We start from the raw sequence: 18,753 nt of genomic DNA on the forward strand, positions 1-18,753 counted from the left end.
CCAAGAGGCAACCAGGACACGGGGGTTGTGCGCCCCGGCCGGTCTTCCCCCATCCGGCCGGGGCGCGCAAGGCCGTCGCCCCTGGGCCAGTTCTTCTGGGTCAGTTCTTCCGGGTCAGTTCTTCTGCAAGGTCCGCGTCAGACCCGCGATAACGGCCGTGGTCAGTACCCAGCCGAAGCCGACCAGGGCATAGGCGAGCCCCTGCACGCCGCCGTCCGTCCAGTACCAGGCCGTGCGCTGACCCAGGCCTCCGATGGGGATCAGCAGATCGAGTGTGTAGACGAGCGGAGCGAACGGCGCACCCTCGCCCGGCTTCACCGCGGTCGGGGTGTGGGCGTCGAAGACCAGGGCGCCCAGCAGGGTCAGCGTCAGCAGCCAGACACCGGCCAGCCAGGGGCGGTAGCCGTAGCCGACGGTCGCGTCGAGCAGATGGCCCCAGGCCCGCGCGGCCGGATGCAGAGTGCTGCGGCGGTGGCGCTGCTTGGCGAGGAGGACCCGGCGGGCGTCGTCGTCGTGGCCGACCGTGCGGTACCAGGTCGCCAACTGCTCGTACGGCTGCGGACTGTAGCCAGGGCCGCGCCGTATCCACGCGATGCGGCGGGCGACGGAACCCCGCGGTCCCACCGCCTCCCTGCGCTCGCCGGCCGCGTCCGCGTCGGCCACCTTGATGCTGCCGTAGACGAAGCCGTCCAGCTCCACCACGTCCGGCCAGCTGTGCTCGCCCTCGTGGAGGTACGACACCTGCGCGCCCCGCAGATCCACGGTGCCGGACGGCGGTCGGGCGAGGGTGAAGTCGAAGTCGACAGCCTGCATCAGCATCCCGACCAGGGCGGGGCCGTCGCCCTCGGGCGGCCCGTTCAGCACGGCGCCCTCGAAGGTCAGGTTGTCCGCGACCCGGGCGCCGCGCAGCCGTACGGTTCCGTTCGCGGTGAACCCCCGGGAGAAGTCGAGCGTCGACGCCACCGCGTTGTCCATCGCCAACGCCACCCCGCGCGGCCCGGGGCTCTCCAGGCGCGCGCCCTTCATGAACAGCCCACCCGGCAACTGCGCCCCTAGAAAGCGCACTTCACCTCGCACGACCAGGCCGCCCCGGCAGAAGAACCCCCCCTCCATGACTAGCCCACCGGCCCCCACGGCCCAGCCATCGGGCGCGTCGATCCGGGCCCCGTTGAGGAGCACGGCGCCGGTCACCCGGGCGTTGATGAGTGACAGGGCGATGACGTTGCCGTAGTAGGGCGAGACCGTGGTGCCCTCCACGAGCGACCTCCGCAGGTCGAGGGTCCCCTCGATACGGCTCGAACCGGTTTCGAGGCCGGGCACGCGGCTGCCCACTATCGAGATGGACTGCGTCGACGCCCCGAAGAGGTCGATCCGTTCGTCGAACCAGCAGAGCTCAAGCCAGAGCGCGTGACCGATCTGTGCTCCGGCGAGATCGAGATGCCCGGTGATGCGCGCGCCGACCAGCTTCAGACAGGCGACGGCCCCCGGTTCCCCGGTGTTCGCGCCCAGCAGCAGCGCCGCGATCACGGCTGCTCGCACGGTGCGTTCGGGCCCCCACTGCCCGGGGTCGACAGGACGGGCGTCCAGGGGCTCGTCCGGGCGCAGGTCCACCCGGCGTCCCTCGGGAAACGCATCCCACAACTCCCGCTCGGGCGGCGTCAATTCGGCGTATGAGAGCACCCGTGCAGGGTAGACATCTGTCCCGCGCGCAGCGACCACAGGCGCGTACGGTCATCCGTAAGCCGATGGGGCAGGGCGGTGGGGCTGCGAGTGGAGCGGCGATACTTCATAGCGTTGGGCAGCGGCCGGTACCGCCACCTGCCGGACGAGGAACAACTCGGCCACGTCCCCGCGGACGTCTCCCTGACGACCGAACTCTTCGAAGGCTTCGGGTACCAGGCGGTGCTGCCGGGACTCGGGGAGTACGACGGGGCCGACCAGATACGCCAGAAGCTGCGGCACTGGTCGGCCGACACGTCGCTGACCCACGACGACGTGGTGGTCGTGTACTTCGCGGGACACGGACTCGTGCAGGAGCGCGACCGGCACTACCTCCTGTGCTGGGACTCCCAGGAGGACGACCCGGCCACCACGGCCCTCGCCACCGAGGACCTGGTGCGGATCCTGTGCCGGGGAGACCTCCGGCACCTGCTTCTCATCCTCGACACCTGCGCGGCCGGTGCGGGAAGCGCCGAGGCGGCCGGGGTCGCCCTGCAGTCGATCGCCTACCGGTACGGGGGTGCGGGAACGGCCAGCGGACTGTGGTTCCTGGCATCCGCCCGCCGCAAGGACATCGCCGAGGACGGCGCCTTCGCGACCGCCCTGCGCACCTCCGTGGAGATCATGACGGGCCGTACGGGGCAGCGGCAGCAGTACGTGGACCTCACGGAACTCGTCAAGGTGGTCAACGAGTGCTTCGACGGCGAAGGGCGGGGCCAACGCGCCGAACTCGCCAGCGGTCTGGTGACCGGCCTGGCGCCCTTCCTGCCCAACCCCGGCTTCCGCGAGGAACTGCCGCCCGTCGGCACCGACCTCGAAGTGCAGCGCCGGGTGGCCGCCCGGGATCTGATCGAGCACTTCGGCCCCCGTTCCCGAGGCGTGGAGTTCGAGTCCGAGCAAGGGCTCTACTTCAGCGGGCGGGTGCGGGTACTGACCGAACTCGTGCAGTGGCTCACCGCCGCGGACGGCGACAGCAGGGGACGGGTCGTCACCGGAAGCCCCGGGTGCGGCAAGTCGGCGGTGCTGGGCCGGATCGTCGCCCTGTCGGACGCCCAGTACCGTGCGCGGTTCGAGCTGACGGACGTCGATCCCGCCACCGTCATCCCCGAAGACTGCGTCACGGCCGCCGTGCACGCACGTCACAAGCGGCTGGAGGAGGTCGTCGAACGGATCGCGGCCTTCCTCGACGTAGAAGTGGACGGCACGGCGGCGCTGCTCCAGGAACTGACACGCCGGGGCCGCCAGGGAGCACCGATCGTCATCGTCGTCGACGCCGTCGACGAGGCGGGATCGGACACCGCCGCCGACGCCGGCGGGCACGGGGAGCCGCGCCGCATCACCCGCGAACTGCTGCGCCCGATGTCGGAGATCCATGGGGTACGCCTGCTGGTCGGCACCCGACGCGAACTGGTGACACCCCTCGGCCCCACGTTCACCTGCCTCGATCTCGACCTCCCCGCCTACTGCGCCGACGAGGCGGACGTCACCGGATACGTCACCAAAGTGCTGCTGGCGTCCGAGGAGCCGGAGGTCCGCACCCCGTACCGGGGCTTCCCGCACCTTGCCGAAACCGTGGCCAGGGGCGTGGCCGCGCGAGCCGACGGTGTCTACCTCTACGCCAGGACGACGGCCCGCACCCTGAGATCCGACTGCTCCGTCGTGGACGTCTCCCGCGCCGGGTGGGAGAGGGCGCTGCCCAGCGAGGTGGGCGAGGCGTTCGACGACTACCTGGCCAGGTTCGGTCCGGACGAGCCACGGGTGCGCCGCATGCTGCTCCCGCTCGCCTTCTCCGAGGGCAAGGGGCTGCCCCGGGGGCATGTGTGGACCACGCTGAGTTCCGTGTTCTCCGGCACACAGTGCACGGAGCAGGACGTCTCCTGGCTGCTGGATGTCGCCGGGGCCTATGTCGCCGAGGTCATCGATGACGATCGGCGGTCGGTGTACCGGCTGTATCACAAGGCGTTGGCGGAGCATCTGCGGGCGACCTTCGGCCGGGCGGCCGCAGAGATCCAAAGAGCCGTCGTCGATGCCCTGGTGAGCATCGTGCCCCGGGTACCCGGCGGCGACCGGCCCGACTGGTTCGCGGCGCCACCGTATGTCCGTCGGCACCTGGCAACGCACGCCGACGCGGCGGGCACTCTCGTCGATCTCGTCGATGACCCGGGGTTCCTGCTGGCCAGCGAACCGCTCAGCCTGTTGCGGGCGCTCGCCTCCATCGAGGGCGAACGCGCCAGGCGGGTGCGGACCGCGTACGAGCAGGTGGCACATCGGTTGACGGCCGACCGTTCACTCGGCGGCCGAGCGGCCGATCTGCAGCTTTCGGCACGGCGCTGCGAGGCCGACGAACTCGCGGACCGCATCGGCCGACTCGGCGTGGAACTGCCCTGGACCGCACGCTGGGCCTGGTGGTCGGCGAGCGGCGCGCACCGACTGCTGAGCGGGCACACGAAGGGCGTCACCTGCGTGGCCGTCGGCGATCTCGACGGGCGACCCATCGCGGTGACGGGCGGTCTCGACAAAACGGCGCGGATCTGGGACCTCACCACGCAACGGCAGATCGGCGATCCGCTGCCGGTCGGCATAGCCGTGAGTGCGATCGCCATCGGGGACATGGAGGACTACACGGTCGCGCTCACCGGCGGCGTCGACGGCACGGTGCGGGTCTGGGACCTCTCGGCCGGTCAGGAGTACGGGCAGCCGCTGCGCGGGCACACCAACCGCATCGAAGCCATGCGGATCGGTGCCCTGGACGGCCGCCCGGTCGTCCTGACGGCCAGCCAGGACGGCACCGCGCGCATCTGGGACCTGGTCGAGCGGAGGCAACTCGGCTGCGACCTGGCCGTGCACAAGCGCACTGTTCTCGACGCCGCTCTGGGCGAGCTCGACGGGCGTCCGATCGCGGTCACCGGCGGCGAGGACAAGGCGGTCTATGTCTGGGATCTGAGCGACGTGTCGACTGGGGGCGACCCGCGTATCGACGGCAGCCCGCTGCTCGGCCCGGCCGAGGCGGTCACTGCCGTTTGTCTGGGCCGGTTGGACGACCGAACGGTCGCGCTGGTCGGTGACAAGGCCGGCATGCTCAGTCTCTGGAACGTGGCCGAACGTCGCCAGATCGGCGAACAGGTGACAGCCCATCGCTACCTGATGCGCAGTGGAGTCGCCTCCGCCGTGATCGGTGATTTCCACGGCCGACCGGTGGCCCTGACCGCCGGGGCCCACGACGCCCGGCTGTGGGACTTACGAACGCTTCGTCAACTCGGCCCTCCGTTGCGGGGGCACGTCCACGACATCACCGCGGCCGCGCTCACCGACCGGGAGGACGCCTCGCTGGCGGTCACGGTCGGCGACGACCGCACCGCGCGCATCTGGGACCTGTCGAGCGACCAGCCGGTGGACGGTCACACGGGCCAGGTGCTCTCGGTGGCCTTCAGTGACGTACGGGGACGTCCCCTGGCGGTCACCGGCGGGAACGACGGGTCTGCCCGGCTGTGGGACCTGCGCACCCGTCAGCAGGCCGGCCCGCCCATGGAAGGCCATCGCGGCCAGGTGCGTGCCGTGGCCATGGGCGACGTCGGTGGGCGTCTGCTTGCCGTCACCGGGGGCGCGGACAGTACCGTACGGCTCTGGGATCCGCTGCGGGGCGAGGCCCTGGGCCCGCCGCTGAGGGGGCATACCAACGTCGTCCGGTGCGTGGCGATCGGCACGCTGGCGGACGAGCCGGCCGTGGTCAGCGGGGGAGAGGATGGCACGGTCCGGATCTGGTCCGCCCGTGGCGGCGCCGCGATAACGCAACCGCTCGCGGGCCACATCGGCGCCGTACGCCACTTGGCGATCCGCTCCACCCCCCAGCACCTGGAGATCGCCATCGCCACCTCGCTCGATCACGCCTATGTGTGGCGGGTGAACGGCAGAGAGACGGGTCGGCCGAGCGGACCGTCCGCGCATTTCGACATCGAGGACCTGTCACCCACCGCAATGGCCGTGGGGGTGGCCTTTCACGACGGCCGTCCGGTCGTCCTCTCCACCCGTGAGGGCAATGGCCTGTACGTCCACGACATCGCAACGCGAGCCGCCGTCAGCGACCCTCTCACCGGCCACACGAACTACATCAGGACGGGGACACTGGCGCGGGTCGGCACGACCACCCTGGTGGCATCCGCCGCCCTCGACAACACGGTGCGTGTCTGGGATCTGGATACCGGTACCACTCTGGGGCCACCCCTGGACGGCATGGTCCGGCTGGGCGGCACGGAGGACCCCCCGGCTCCGGCGCTGGGGCGGGTGGACGGCATTCCCACGGCCATCACCGCCTCCTCGCGCGAGGTGCGGGTCTGGGACCTGACCGACATGCAGCCTGTCGGGGAGGCGCTGTGCGGTACGGGGCACACCTTGGTCTCAGTGGAGGTCGTCCCTGCTGCCGACGGTGGCCAGACCGTTGTCACAGCAGGCAACGACGGGACGGTACGGTTCCACGGACTCGGCGACGGGCTCCAGACAGCCGCCCACATCGCGTCCGACGTCGGCACGATGTATGACGCGGCCAGTGGCCACGTGGACGGCGAGACGGTCGTCGTTCGCAGCGGCTGGATGCAGGCAGAGGCGTGGGCTGTGGAGCCTCGCCGACGGCTGGGCCGACGGTCCGGCTCAACTGTGCGAGTGTGCGTGTACGCCCTGGATGGCAGGCCCATCGTGGTGACCTCCGATGCCGACCACGTGCTGCACGCTTGGGATCTGCACAGCCAGTCGCCCATATGTCCACCGATGACCGGTCACACGGCCCAGGTATGGGGCTTACGAGCAGGCAGGGTCGGAGATGCCGATCTCATTGCCAGTGCTTCGGGTGACGGAACCGTCCGGCTGTGGAACCTGCGCACGGGCGAGCAGCTCTCGGATCCACTCGGTGGCCACGGCACGGGCGCCTACAGCGTCGACTTCGCCCACCTCGACCGCGACATCATCGTCTCCGGCGCCGGCGACGGCCGACTCCACTTCTGGGACCCGTCCAACGGAACCGACATCGGCGTCGACCTGGAGCCGTTCCCCTCAGCCGTCCGTGCCCTCCGAGTCGCGGAAATCCACGGAACGCAGGCCCTGATCGCCGCCGACGGCTACGGCGTTGTGCGGGTGTGGGACATGGAGTCCCCCACCTGGTCGGCGGAGCTCGACATCGGCAGCAGCGTCGCGGATGTGGCCGTGGGCGGGGACCGGGTCTGCGTGGCGACGTACATGGGCGCAGTCGTGCTCGGCATCCACCTGACCAAGTCCGGCAGAGAGCGGGGGAATACGTCGTGACCCGTGTCGTCCTCGTCCACGGCATCGCCCAGCAGTTCAGAGGCGGCCAGACGTTGCTCGCCGACTGGTACCCCGCCCTGTGTGACGGCGTGGCCCTGGCCGACGGGCCCCGCCTCGCCCCCGACGACGTGGCCATGGCGTTCTACGGAGACTTGTTCCGCCCGCCCGGCCACCGCGGACTCGGCATTCCCGAACTCGACGCCGGTGACGTCGAGGAGGGCCTGGAACGCGACCTGATCCTCCAGTGGTGGGAGACGGCGGCTCGCGCGGAGAGCCGGGTCCCGGGACCGGAGGCAGCCGCGCGCATGCGCACCCCGGACGTCGTGCAGCGGGCACTCAACGCGCTGAGCCACTCCGCCTTCTTCGCCGGAGTGAGCGAACGGCTGATGATCCACAGTGTGCGACAGGTCCGCCGCTACTTCACCGAGCCGGAGCTGCGCGCACGGATCCAGGACCGCTTCGCCTCCGCGGTGACCGCGAGCACGGAGGTGATCGTGGCCCACTCGCTCGGCACGGTGGTGGCCTACGAGGCCCTGTGCGCCCGCCCGGACTGGCCCGACCTCACCCTCGTCACCCTCGGCTCCCCGCTCGCGGTACCGCGCCTCGTCTTCGACCGCCTGCTGCCGAAGCCCATGCAGGGACGTGCGCGGTGGCCCGCCCCGGTGAGCCGTTGGAGCAACATCGCGGACCGGGGCGATGTCGTGGCGCTCGCCAAGGAACTGGCTCCGCACTTCGGTGCCCGGGTGACCGACACCCTGGTGCACAACGGCGCCAAGGCACACGACGTCCGGCCGTACCTCACCGCCGCGGCGACGGGGAGGGCGATCACGGACGGGCTGCGAGGCACGTAACGGCTCGGCCGCCGGGGCGTGGCACATCCCCTCCACATGCCACGCCCCCGTCGCCCGGCCCCTAGATCTCCTCCTCCACCCCCGGCAACGCCCCTGTCCGAGCCGCCTTCCCGTACCAGTACGCACTCGACTTCGGCGTCCGTACGAGCGTCGAGTAGTCGACGTACACCGCCCCGAACCGCTTCTCGTAGCCGTACGCCCACTCGAAGTTGTCCATCAGGGACCACAGGTAGTAGCCCCGGACATCGGCGCCGTCGGCGATCGCGCGGCGGACCGCCGTGAGGTGGCCGTGCAGGTAGGCGATGCGCTCCGGGTCGTGGACGCGGCCGTCGGGGTCCGGCTTGTCGTCGTACGCCGCGCCGTTCTCGGTGATGTAGAGGGGGAGACCCGGTGCCTCCCGGGAGTAGCGCATGATCAGGTCGTGCAGGCCCGTCGGGTCGATCGTCCAGCCCATCTCGGTTCGTTCGCCGGGCGTCTGGTGGAAGGCGACGTCGTCCGCACCCGGCCAGGGGGTGTGCTCGCTCGCCCCGTGGCCGTCGGCGCGCGGGCCGGTCAGCTCGGTCTCCGCGGCCGAGACCAGTGCCGGGGTGTAGTAGTTCAGGCCCAGCGCGTCCAACGGCTGGTTGATCGCGGTCAGGTCGCCGTCCTGGACGTACGACCAGTCAGTCACCAGCTCCGTCGCCGCGAACAGCGACTCCGGGTACGCCCCGTGCAGGATCGGCCCGTGGAAGACGCCGTTGGCCAGGTCGTCGATCTTCCGGGCCGCCGCCAGGTCCGCGGGGTCCTGCGACACCGGCCGTACCGTCGCGGAGTTGAGGCTGAGCGCCACCGAGTTGCGGGCCGGCATCACCGAGCGCAGGGCCGAAGTGCCCAGCCCGTGCGCCAGGTTGAGATGGTGTGCCGCCCGCAGCGAGGCCGCCGGCTCGGTGCGGCCCGGTGCGTGCACGCCCGAGCCGTAGCCGAGGAACGCGCTGCACCACGGCTCGTTGAGCGTGATCCACTGCTCCACGCGGTCGCCGAGCGCCTCGCCGACGATCTGCGCGTACTCGGCGAACCGGTACGCAGTGTCGCGCTCCGGCCAGCCGCCCGCGTCCTCCAGCTCCTGCGGCAGGTCCCAGTGGTAGAGGGTGACGGCGGGCTTGATCCCCGCGGCGAGCAGCTCGTCGACCAGGCGGCGGTAGAAGTCCAGCCCCACCTGCACCGCCGGACCCCGGCCCGTGGGCTGGACGCGCGACCAGGAGATCGAGAAGCGGTACGCGCCCAGACCGAGGTCGGCCATCAGCGCCACGTCGTCCCGGTAGCGGTGGTAGTGGTCGACAGCGATGTCACCGTGCTCGCCGCCGGCCGTCCGGCCCGGCGTATGGCTGAAGGTGTCCCAGATGGACGGCGTACGGCCGCCCTCCCGCACCGCTCCCTCGATCTGGTACGCGGACGTCGCGGCACCCCAGAGGAAGGCGGGGGGAAAGGACACGGAGGACATGGGCTCAGGCATGGAAGCGCTCCCATTGGAGGTCGTGGAGACCGACGGGTACGGGGGGTAGGAGGGGAGAGGGGGGAGGGCCTCCAGGGGCCGAGGCGGCGGTGGCGCGGCCCCTGGAGGTCAAACGGAGGAGTCAAACGGAGGACTCGAAAACGGAGGAGAGGAAGGCCAGTTGCGTCAGCCCTTGATCGCGCCCTGCATGATGCCGCCCACGATCTGCTTCCCGAACAGCAGAAACGCGATCAGCAGCGGCAACGTGCCGAGCAGGGCGCCCGCCATGATCACCGCTTGGTCGGGGACGTAACCGGTGCCCAGCGAGTTCAGGGCGACCTGCACGGTCGGGTTCTCCTGGTTCAGGGCGATGATCGGCCACAGGAAGTCGTTCCAGGCGAACACGAAGGTCAGCAGGCCGAGTACGGCCATCGCGGGCCGGGCGGCCGGGAAGACCACGTGCCACACCACCCGCAGACTGCTCGCGCCGTCCACCCGCGCCGCCTCTATGAGCTCGCTCGGCAGCGCCTGCACCAGGTACTGCCGCATGAAGAACGTACCGAAGGCCGTGCACAGCGTCGGCAGGATGACCGTCTGGAGCTGGTTCGACCAGCCGAGGTCCGCCATCCACAGATACAGCGGTACGACCGCCAGCTGCGGCGGGATCATCATCGTGCCGATCGTCAGCAGCAGCAGGACGCCGGAGAACCGGAAGCGGAGCTTGGCGAAGGCGAAACCGGCCAGCGTGGCGAACAGCACCGTGCTGACGGTGATCGTGCCCGCGACGAACATGGTGTTGAACATCGCCTTTCCGAGCCCGGCCTCCTCCCACGCCCGGTCCATGTTCTTGAACAGGTTCCCGCCGAACCACAGCGGCGGCGGCGTCTCCGCCAGCCGCCGGTCCGTGCGCGAGGCGGCGATCGCCGTCCACACCAGCGGGGCCAGCGAGACCAGCGCGAAGACGGACAGCACGACATAGGTGAGCGGGCCGGCGTGCAGCTGCTTGCCCGCGCCCATCACCCGGGGGCGCTCGCGCTTGGGCTTCCCGGGTTCGGTCTTCGCCTGAGGAGCCGTCAGTTCACTTGTGCTCATTGGGACTTCCTCAGCCGTCGGGACACCAGCAGTTGGATCACGGCGACGATCAGCAGGATCAGGAACATCGACCAGGCGATCGCGGACGCCTTGCCGAGGTTGCCGATGATCCAGCCCTGGTCGTACATGTACAGACCGAGCGTCTGGTACTGGTGCTCGGAACCGCCCTTCGAACCGCTCACCCCGCCGAACAGCAGGGGCTCACCGAAGAGCTGCGTCGCGCCGATCGTCGAGACGACGACCGTGAACAGGATCGTCGGCCGCAGCTGCGGGATCGTCACATGGAGGAACTGCTGCCAGCGGTTGGCGCCGTCGATGGCCGCCGACTCGTACAGGTCGGTGGGGATGGCCTGCATGGCGGCGAGGTAGATCAGCGCGTTGTAGCCGGTCCACCGCCAGATCACGATCGACGAGACCGCGAACTGCGAACCCCAGTCGGACTCACGCCAGTTGACCGGGTCGATACCGACGAACTCCAGCAGCCAGTTGATCATGCCGCCGTCCCAGGAGTACAGCAGCACGAACACCAGCGTCGCCGCCGCCACCGAGGTGGCGTACGGGGTGAGCATCACGACCCGCCACACGGTCGAGCCGCGCAGCTTGTAGTTGAGCAGATGCGCCAGGCCGATCGCCATCACCAGCTGCGGGACCGTGGAGATCACGCCGATGGTGAAGGTGTTCCACAGCGCGTTCCAGAAGAAGTCCGAGGACAGCAGGTTCTGGTAGTTGTCCAGGCCGGTCCAGGTCTGGCCGTCCAGGTTGGCCAGCTGCACGTTGTGCAGCGAGTACCAGGCCGTATAGAGCAGCGGGACGAGCGAGAACGCCCCGAACACGATGAAGAAGGGGGCGATGAACGCGTACGGCGACGCCTTCATGTCCCAGCGGTACAGCCGGCTGCGCCAGGAGCTGTTCCCCGGCGGCGGCGTACCGCGACCGTGCGCGCGGCCGGCCGCGCCCGGCTGGTCACCGGGCGCGGCGTCGGCGCTCGACGCGGGGTGCGCGAGGGCCTCTTTGGAGCTGCTCACTGGCCGAGCACGTCCTTGATCTCCTCGGACGCGGCGTCCCAGCCCTCTTCAGGGGACTTGCCCTTCTGCTCGACCTGGAGGATGCCGACGTCGGTCAGCGCGGTGTTGATCGCCTGGTCCTTGATGCCGAAGTACTGGGACGGGATGGTCTCGGCGGAGGCCGAGAAGATCTCCGTGATCGGTGCGTTGGAGAAGTACTCCGTGGTGGCGGCCGCCGGCTTCAGCGTCGAGTACGCCGACGGGGTCGAGGGGAAGCTGGCCTGCTTGGCGAAGACCTTCGCCTGCTGCTCGGGCGCGGTCAGCCACTTCGCCAGCTTGATGGCCTCCTTCTGGTTCTTGCCCGCCGTCGGCACGCCGATGAACGAACCGCCCCAGTTGGCCGCGGTCGGCGCCGCCGCCACGTCCCACTTGCCCTTGCCCGAGTCACCGGACTTCTCCAGGATGTAGCCGATCATCCAGGCCGGGCAGGCCACCGTGGCGAAGGTGCCGTTGGCGTAGCCCTGGTCCCACGGCTTGTCGAACTGCTTCAGCTTCGCCGACATGTCGCTGGTCGCCACGTCCATGGCGACGTCCCAGGCGTTCTTCACGCCCTCCGACTTGTCCCAGTCGACGGTGCCGTCGTCCTTGTAGTAGCGCTCGGTCCCGCCGCCGAGGGCCGCGTTGTAGACCGAGGAGGCCGAGTCCACGAACTTGGTGCCGTCGGGCGCCTTCTCCATGTACTGCTTGCCGAGGTCGACGTACTTGCCCCAGTCGCCCTTCCACTGCGCGGCGAGCTTGGTGCGGTCGGTCTCCAGGCCGGCCTTCTCGAACAGGTCCTTGCGGTAGCAGATCGCCATCGGGCCGACATCGGTGCCGAGGCCGATCAGCTTGCCGTCCTTGGTGGTGGCCTGGGCGTTCTTCCAGTCCAGCCACTGGGACTTGTCGACCTCCTTGCCGAGGTCGACGAACTTGTCGGCCTGCGTCTGGACGGCCTCGGTGATGTTCATGACCTCGATCGCCTGGATGTCGTCGGCACCGGAGCCGGCCTGGAGGCGGGTGAGGACCTTGGGCCAGTAGACGTCGGTCCGGGTGGTGACGTTCTCCTTGATGGTGATGTCGGGGTTGAGCTTCATGTACTCGTCGTAGAGGCCGGCCTGCTTGTAGCCGAAAGTGCCGAAGGTGCCGACGGTGAGCGTGGTCTTGCCACCCCCGCCGTTGCCGCCGCCCTCGTTCCCGGAGCCGTCGTCCGAGTCCTCGGCGCAGCCGGCGAGCAGCCCTGTCGTCAGCGCGGCCGCAGCCGCGAGGGCCATCAGCCTGCGGAACCCGCGGGTACTCGTGCGCATTGCGTCCTCCTGTTGCCTGACGTGCCGACCCCCCGGCCAACGGCATTGTTGGGCCCGTTGAAACGTCATCTTGCATCGCTGCGGCTCGGGCGGGGAACGTGCGGGATGTGTATGTGTCAGGTACTGTGGGAGCGCTCCCACAGGTGATGTGTTGAAGGTTCGTCGGTCCGAGCGGGGGTGTCAAGGGAGTCGACGCGGAGTTCTGCGTTCAGTTATCGGGCCGTTAACTGGACCCACTCAGCCCGTGTGGGGGTCCCCCCGCTCGAGCGAAGTCGAGAGTGGGGGAGTTTGAGGAAGGGCCCTTTCGGGGCCGAAGCGGGGGCCTGGGGGCGGCAGTCCCCAGCGACGGTCACTCTCCCTGGCGGGACTGTTAAATTCCAGGCCAGCACAGAGACAACGGCGGGAAGGCGGAGCCCATGGCAACCCACGGAGCGCGGGGCCGGAGCGGCGGCCGACCCACCCTCGAAGAGGTGGCGGCACGCGCGGGCGTCGGCCGCGGCACCGTCTCCCGGGTGATCAACGGTTCGCCCCGGGTCAGCGACGCGACCCGCGCGGCGGTGGAAGCGGCGGTGGCGGAGCTCGGCTACGTCCCCAACACGGCCGCCCGGGCCCTGGCGGCGAACCGCACGGACGCGATCGCGCTGGTCGTCCCGGAGCCGGAGACGCGTTTCTTCGCGGAGCCGTATTTCTCGGACATGCTCAAGGGCGTGGGCGCCGAGCTCGCCGAAACCGAGATGCAGCTGCTGCTGATCTTCGCGGGCAGCGACCGGGAGCGGCGCAGGCTCGCCCAGTACCTGGCGGCGCACCGCGTGGACGGCGTGCTCCTGGTCTCGGTCCACGCCGACGACCCCCTGCCGGACCTGCTGGCCCAGCTGGAGATCCCGGCGGTGATCAGCGGCCCCCGCTCGGCGGCGGAGACCCTCACCTCCGTCGACTCGGACAACTACGGCGGCGGCCGCTCGGCCACCGAGCACCTGCTGGCCCGCGGCCGCACCCGGATCGCCCACATCACCGGCCGCCTCGACGTCTACGGCGCCCAACGCCGCGTCGACGGCTACCGCGACGCCCTGCGCGACGCGGGGCACGAGGCGGACGAGCGGCTGATCGAGCCCGGCGACTTCACGGAGGAGGGCGGCGCCGCGGCCATGAAGGCCCTTCTCTCACGCTGCCCCGACCTGGACGCGGTCTTCGCGGCATCGGACGTGACGGCGGCGGGCGCCCGCCAGGTGCTGCGCGAGGCGGGCCGCCGTATCCCCGACGACGTGGCCCTCGTCGGGTACGACGACTCGGCCATCGCCCGCCACATGGAACCGCCCCTCACCAGCGTCCGCCAGCCCATCGAGGAGATGGGCCGCCGGATGCTGGACCTCCTCCTCACCGAGATCGCGGACCGCAGGCCGGCGGTGTCGCGGGGGCTGGAGAGGCCGCAGATGGTGCTGCCGACGGAGTTGGTGATCAGGACTTCGTCCTGAGGGCAGGGCTGGTTGTTGGCGATGGATGCCCTTCATCAACGTCACCGACATGGAGGGTCACCGACGTGGAGGTGGGCGGCATGACTGTCACCAAGATCGATCTGGATGACGAGGCGCTCGCCGAGGCGATGCGTCTCAAGGGATCTACCGCGAAGAAGGAAGCGGTGAACGCGGCCCTGAGGGACTACGTCGCGTGCATCAAGCGACCAGCCGAGGACCTGGCTGCGCGTGGCGCGCTTGGGGAGTTCGACGCGGCTGCGGTGGCTCATGAAGCAGCCAGGCGTGCGCGCCGGGCGGCTTTCGAGTGATCACGTTCCTCCTCAGGCGAGTTCTGCAGGAACTCCGCGAGCGCGGCGTGCAGGATTCCAGGCTGCTCCAGGTGCAGGTCGTGCCCGGTGCCGGGGATGCTCAGGGCCAGGGTGTCGGGTCGCTGCCGGAGCATCTCGTCGGCTTCCCGCGCGGGAATGAAGCTGGACTGTGCCGGCACGACCAGGGTGGGGCACACGACCTGCCCCCACTCATCGCGGAACGAACGCCGGGCGTTCTCCGCCAGCGAGCGGACCATCACGTCCCGGTCGAAGCGCGGCCACCATCCGTCCGCGCGTTCCTCCAGCCCGGCCGCCCAGCCCGCGCCGACCGGCCCGCCGCCGAGGAACGCGGCTGCCGCCTCGCGTGAGGGGAACGGCACCGGCCACGAGTCGAGCCATGCGCCGATGTCCGCGGGGACGTCGGGGTTCGGGCCGCCCGGTCCGGCCTCGACGAGCACGAGGGCGCGGACGAGGTCGGGATGTGCGGCGCGGTGAGCATGGCCGTGTGCCCGCCCAGCGACTGGCCGACGAGGACCGGGCGCCGAAGCCCCAGCCGTTCGACGACGGCGACGACATCGGCGACGTAGGCGGCGCGCGAGACGTCCCGCGGGTGGCGCTCACTGGCGCCGTGCCCGCGCTGGTCGACCGCGACGACCCGGTACCGGGGGCTCAAGTGCCGTGCCGCCGCGTCCCATTCACCCGCGTGACCGGCCAGGCCGTGCAGCAGCACGACGGGCTGCCCCGGCCCGCCCCAGTCCCGGCAGACGAGCCGGACACCGTCTCGCACGACCTCGTGCTCGGACCACCCTTCGCTCGCTTGCCCGCACGGGCGCGACGGTACGCGGCCCACGGGGCGGGGCAGGGTAAGACAGCACACGGGGCGAATGGCCCCACAGACGCGACCGGCGCGGACTGCGGAGGGTGACCATGCGTTCCTTGACCTTCGTCATCGGTACGGGACGTAGCGGCTCGACCGCGCTGTCCCGCATCCTCAACGCCCACCCGGACGTACTGAGCCTCAACGAGTTCATGGCCTCCGTGGGCGACGCCGCCTTCCCCGAAGGGACGCTGACCGGCGAGGAGTTCTGGCAGCTGCTCCACCGGCCCGCCCCGCACTTCGAGCGGATGATCCGCAGCGATCTGCCGCTCCCGGAATTCCTGTACACACGCCGCCCCGGCAGGTACGCGACGGAGACCACCGGAATCCCCGCGCTCTCCCTGATGGTGCTGCCCCACCTCACCGACGACCCGGACGGGCTTCTCGACGAGCTCGGCGCGGCAGTGGTCCGGTGGCCCGAGCGCACCGCCGCCGAGCACCACCGAGCGCTGTTCGGCCTGCTCTGTACGCGGTTCGCACGGACCGCCGTCGTGGAGCGGTCCGGCTACTCGACCGGCTGGGCACCAGGGCTACGGGACACCTTCCCGGACGCGAGGTTCGTGCACATGTTCAGGGACGGACCGGACTGTGCCCTGTCCATGAGCCGTCATCCCGGATACCGCACGATCCTGCTGCTGCGCGAGATCAAGGAACGAGCCGGCATCGACAGCTTCGCCGACCTGACCCCCGAGCACGTGCGCGCGCTCCCCGCCGATCTCTCCCCGCTGCTCGACGACCGCTTCGACCCGGCCCTCGTCCGCGACCGGGACATCCCGCTGCGCCGCTTCGGCGCCCTGTGGTCCGAACTCGTCACCGATGGCGCGGAGTTCCTCACCCGGCTGCCCGCCGACCGGCGCACCACACTCTCCTACGAGGACCTCCTCGACAAGCCGACCGACGAACTCACCCGCTTGGCCGAGTACATCGGCGTCGCTCCCCGGCCCGATTGGCTGCGCACCGCCTCCGCCCTGCTCGACCACAGCCGACGCGGCTCCGCCCGGCGGCTGCCGGCGGCCGAACTCACGGAACTGACGGAGAGCTGCGCCCCGGGCACCCGCGCTCTGCTCGCCTCGCAAAGTCACTGACGGTGGAGCAGGAATCCCCCCCGACCGCCGAAGCGACAATTGAGCAACCCCCACGGCGAGCAACCACATCCGCGAGAGCGGCGCCGGTTTAGGCGCAATAAACAGAGCCGGACCCCCACGTGATGCCACCGGTCACGGGGGGTCCGTTCTGATCGCCGGGGTCGCCCAATACCCCGGCGTCGGCTGCCAGTTAGCCGGTGGCCGTCACCCCCCGGCCGGCAGCGCGTCGCGGAAGGGCGGTCGGCCAGTGGGCCAGCGCCGCGGTCGCGGCGTACCAGGCGACCGCACCCGCGGCAACGGCGAACCAGCCGCCCACCTTGGTGAGCCCGTCGTTGTCGGCGAAGGAGGCGATCGCCATGAGGAGCAGGGACACGAAGAACAGCCCGTACGCGCCCTGGCCGAGCTGGTCGCCACCGGCGAGGGTGAGGGACAGCGCCACCAGGGCGAACAGCAGCAGGAACAACCCGGCCGCATTGGCGGAGACGGCCGCGTCGGCCGAAACGGCCCACGTGAACCAGAGTGCACCGAGCACCACGAACGCGGTTCCGTTCGCGCTGTCACGGTCTCGCAGGGCCATCAGGCCGGCGACGAAGAGGGCTATGCCGCCCACATACTGGGCGACTGATACGGCGTCAGCAGCCGACACGCCGTTGATCACATCGGTGTACCCCAGCCCGAAGGCCAACAGGGTGATGCCCAGGGCGAGTCGGCCGACCACGGTAGTAGTTCCGCTTCCCGCAGAGACGTCGTTGTCCACGGCGGGCTCCCTTCATGCATGTGCAGTTGTGCGGTGACCGGTATATGCCCTTCACAAAGGCACAAACACCTCTACGCGCGAGTAAATTCACACATCGCAAAAAGGAGGCCGACGTCTCGAACGGCTCATCTCACCTGGGACAACGGTGAGTTACGGAATGACAACGACGGGGCGCTTCGCGCGCTTGGCGAGCCGCCCGGCGACGGAGCCGAAGATCCGGCCGACGATGCCGTGCGTGGAGCCGACGACGATCGCGTCCGCCTCGTACTCCCGCCCGACCTCTTCGAGTTCGTGGCAGATGTCGCCGCCGCGCTCGACGAGGATCCAGGGCACCTCGGCGAGATAGTCGGCGCAGGCGAGTTCGAGGCCGAGCACCTCGGTGCGGTGGTCCGGCACGTCGACGAAGACCGGTGGCTCGCAGCCGGCCCACACCGTCGTGGGCAGCCGGTTGGCGACGTGGACGATGATCAGGCCCGACCCGGAGCGATGGGCCATGCCGATGGAGTACGCGAGGGCGCGCTCGCTGGAGGTGGAGCCGTCGAAGCCGACTACGACGCCGTGCTTGAAGGCGGGGTCGCAGGAGTGGCGTGGCTCTTCCGCCGCCAGGGGCTCGGCCGCCGTGGGGTCGGCGACGGGCCGCTTGCGGTCCGCTGGTTCGAAGAATTCGTGACCGGCCATGGCTGTCTCGGCGAAGTGATCCTTTTATGGGTGGGCCCGCGAGCGGAGCTCGTTGACGGATGCAGCAGTGTGCGGCGGAGCTGTGTCCGGGAATGGTCTTCCCAACCCCATACCCCAAGGGTACGGCGGCACGCCTCCTTAGCCCAGATCCCCGCTCACGGTCGGTGCGGGTTCCAGGGAGCATGCACGAGGGGACGCCCGTAACGCAATGGTTGCTGCGGTGTACAGGCGGTTTGCACAGGATTCACTTGCCCGGCATGGCCCGGACCAGTGACCGACGGCTCGAACAGGCGTTGATCACCGTGATCCACCCCCAGGGAGCCCAGGGAGCACACGCGCATGACCGGACCCCGCACCACCTTCGAGGACAGCGCCACCGTGGTCCGGTGGGCGGTCTTCTGCTGTGTCCTGGTCCCCGTGGTCCTCCTCTGGTACGGCACCTCCCTGGCCGGCGCCACCGGCACGGCCCTCGGTCTCGCGGCCGTGACGGCGGTCTGCCGCGTGCTGCTGCGCGAATCGGAACGCGGCGCGGCACGCATGAGGGACGATGCGGCGCGTATGAAGGACGAGGAACGCGCCGGCCCGGTGCCCTCGCGTCGCGGACGCCACCACAGGACCGGAACCGGGGCCCATAGAGGCGGACGTCACAGTGGGGGAAATACACCGGTCGGTTGACCGGTTTCCGCGCTAGCGGACGTTGCTTTTCAGCCAACTTCTGGCGTGCATGCATCCCCTGCCCAGAACACCCCCCAACCCCCGTTCCACCTGCACGGAAAGGGCCTCAGGGGGTCTGCGCACCCTACG

The 18,753-nt window shown here is 70.1% G+C and carries 15 protein-coding genes; 6 read left to right on the forward strand and 9 right to left on the reverse strand.

Features of this window, described 5'->3' with window-relative positions:
* Positions 1–114 precede the first annotated feature (114 nt).
* A complete protein-coding gene (locus BLU79_RS25635) occupies positions 115–1,680 on the reverse strand; it encodes an oxidoreductase (RefSeq protein ID WP_093908249.1) in 1,566 nt (521 codons plus the stop codon).
* Between the two features lie 78 nt (positions 1,681–1,758).
* On the opposite strand from BLU79_RS25635, the gene BLU79_RS25640 reads away from it, so the two are divergent.
* Together BLU79_RS25640 and BLU79_RS25645 are read left to right on the forward strand one after the other, a co-directional pair.
* Positions 1,759–7,011, forward strand: a complete 5,253-nt coding sequence (locus BLU79_RS25640; RefSeq protein ID WP_256333461.1) for a caspase family protein — start codon at positions 1,759–1,761, stop codon at positions 7,009–7,011.
* Positions 7,008–7,862 carry an alpha/beta hydrolase family protein gene (locus tag BLU79_RS25645; protein ID WP_093908250.1) on the forward strand — a complete coding sequence of 285 codons (855 nt, stop codon included), beginning with the start codon at positions 7,008–7,010 and terminating at the stop codon, positions 7,860–7,862. The genes BLU79_RS25640 and BLU79_RS25645 overlap by 4 nt, the downstream gene beginning before the upstream one ends.
* 61 nt (positions 7,863–7,923) lie before the next feature.
* Here the strand turns inward: BLU79_RS25645 and BLU79_RS25650 are convergent, their stop codons facing one another.
* From BLU79_RS25650 to BLU79_RS25665, 4 genes are all read right to left on the reverse strand, one after another.
* Positions 7,924–9,342 carry a GH1 family beta-glucosidase gene (locus BLU79_RS25650; RefSeq protein WP_093908251.1) on the reverse strand — a complete coding sequence of 473 codons (1,419 nt, stop codon included), beginning with the start codon at positions 9,340–9,342 and terminating at the stop codon, positions 7,924–7,926.
* Between the two features lie 177 nt (positions 9,343–9,519).
* Complete coding sequence (locus BLU79_RS25655) at positions 9,520–10,425, reverse strand: carbohydrate ABC transporter permease (RefSeq protein WP_177001176.1); 906 nt, start codon at positions 10,423–10,425, stop codon at positions 9,520–9,522.
* On the reverse strand, positions 10,422–11,450 hold the full coding sequence (locus BLU79_RS25660) for a carbohydrate ABC transporter permease (RefSeq protein ID WP_093908252.1): 1,029 nt from the start codon (positions 11,448–11,450) through the stop codon (positions 10,422–10,424). Before BLU79_RS25660 ends, BLU79_RS25655 begins: the two co-directional genes overlap by 4 nt.
* The gene (locus tag BLU79_RS25665) at positions 11,447–12,772 is read right to left on the reverse strand and encodes an ABC transporter substrate-binding protein (RefSeq protein ID WP_093908253.1); all 1,326 of its coding nucleotides are present in this window, start codon (positions 12,770–12,772) and stop codon (positions 11,447–11,449) included. The genes BLU79_RS25660 and BLU79_RS25665 overlap by 4 nt, the downstream gene beginning before the upstream one ends.
* Before the next feature lie 416 nt (positions 12,773–13,188).
* On the opposite strand from BLU79_RS25665, the gene BLU79_RS25670 reads away from it, so the two are divergent.
* Positions 13,189–14,244, forward strand: a complete 1,056-nt coding sequence (locus BLU79_RS25670) for a LacI family DNA-binding transcriptional regulator (protein WP_093908254.1) — start codon at positions 13,189–13,191, stop codon at positions 14,242–14,244.
* Between the two features lie 80 nt (positions 14,245–14,324).
* Positions 14,325–14,552, forward strand: coding sequence for a type II toxin-antitoxin system VapB family antitoxin (locus BLU79_RS25675; RefSeq protein WP_093908473.1), 228 nt, complete (start codon positions 14,325–14,327; stop codon positions 14,550–14,552).
* Here BLU79_RS25675 and BLU79_RS50070 read toward each other — a convergent pair.
* Together BLU79_RS50070 and BLU79_RS50075 are read right to left on the reverse strand one after the other, a co-directional pair.
* Complete coding sequence (locus BLU79_RS50070; protein ID WP_371131939.1) at positions 14,510–14,809, reverse strand: alpha/beta fold hydrolase; 300 nt, start codon at positions 14,807–14,809, stop codon at positions 14,510–14,512. The genes BLU79_RS25675 and BLU79_RS50070 overlap by 43 nt on opposite strands.
* Entirely contained in the window at positions 14,809–15,429 is a 621-nt protein-coding gene (locus BLU79_RS50075; RefSeq protein WP_371131940.1) for an alpha/beta fold hydrolase, read from the reverse strand. Before BLU79_RS50075 ends, BLU79_RS50070 begins: the two co-directional genes overlap by 1 nt.
* Before the next feature lie 50 nt (positions 15,430–15,479).
* Between BLU79_RS50075 and BLU79_RS25685 the strand changes: the two genes are divergently transcribed.
* Positions 15,480–16,514 (forward strand): sulfotransferase family protein, encoded by a 1,035-nt coding sequence (locus BLU79_RS25685; RefSeq protein WP_093908255.1) that lies wholly within the window; start codon positions 15,480–15,482, stop codon positions 16,512–16,514.
* Positions 16,515–16,704: 190 nt separating this feature from the next.
* On the opposite strand, the gene BLU79_RS25690 is transcribed toward BLU79_RS25685, so the two are convergent.
* Both BLU79_RS25690 and BLU79_RS25695 read right to left on the reverse strand, forming a co-directional pair.
* On the reverse strand, positions 16,705–17,271 hold the full coding sequence (locus BLU79_RS25690; RefSeq protein ID WP_093908256.1) for a GPR1/FUN34/YaaH family transporter: 567 nt from the start codon (positions 17,269–17,271) through the stop codon (positions 16,705–16,707).
* Between the two features lie 150 nt (positions 17,272–17,421).
* The gene (locus tag BLU79_RS25695) at positions 17,422–17,949 is read right to left on the reverse strand and encodes a universal stress protein (RefSeq protein WP_093908257.1); all 528 of its coding nucleotides are present in this window, start codon (positions 17,947–17,949) and stop codon (positions 17,422–17,424) included.
* A gap of 339 nt (positions 17,950–18,288) precedes the next feature.
* Between BLU79_RS25695 and BLU79_RS25700 the strand changes: the two genes are divergently transcribed.
* A complete protein-coding gene (locus BLU79_RS25700; protein ID WP_093908258.1) occupies positions 18,289–18,624 on the forward strand; it encodes a hypothetical protein in 336 nt (111 codons plus the stop codon).
* Positions 18,625–18,753 lie beyond the last annotated feature (129 nt).

Source organism: Streptomyces sp. cf386, from assembly GCF_900103585.1.
In the GTDB taxonomy this organism is placed as follows: Bacteria; Actinomycetota; Actinomycetes; order Streptomycetales; family Streptomycetaceae; genus Streptomyces.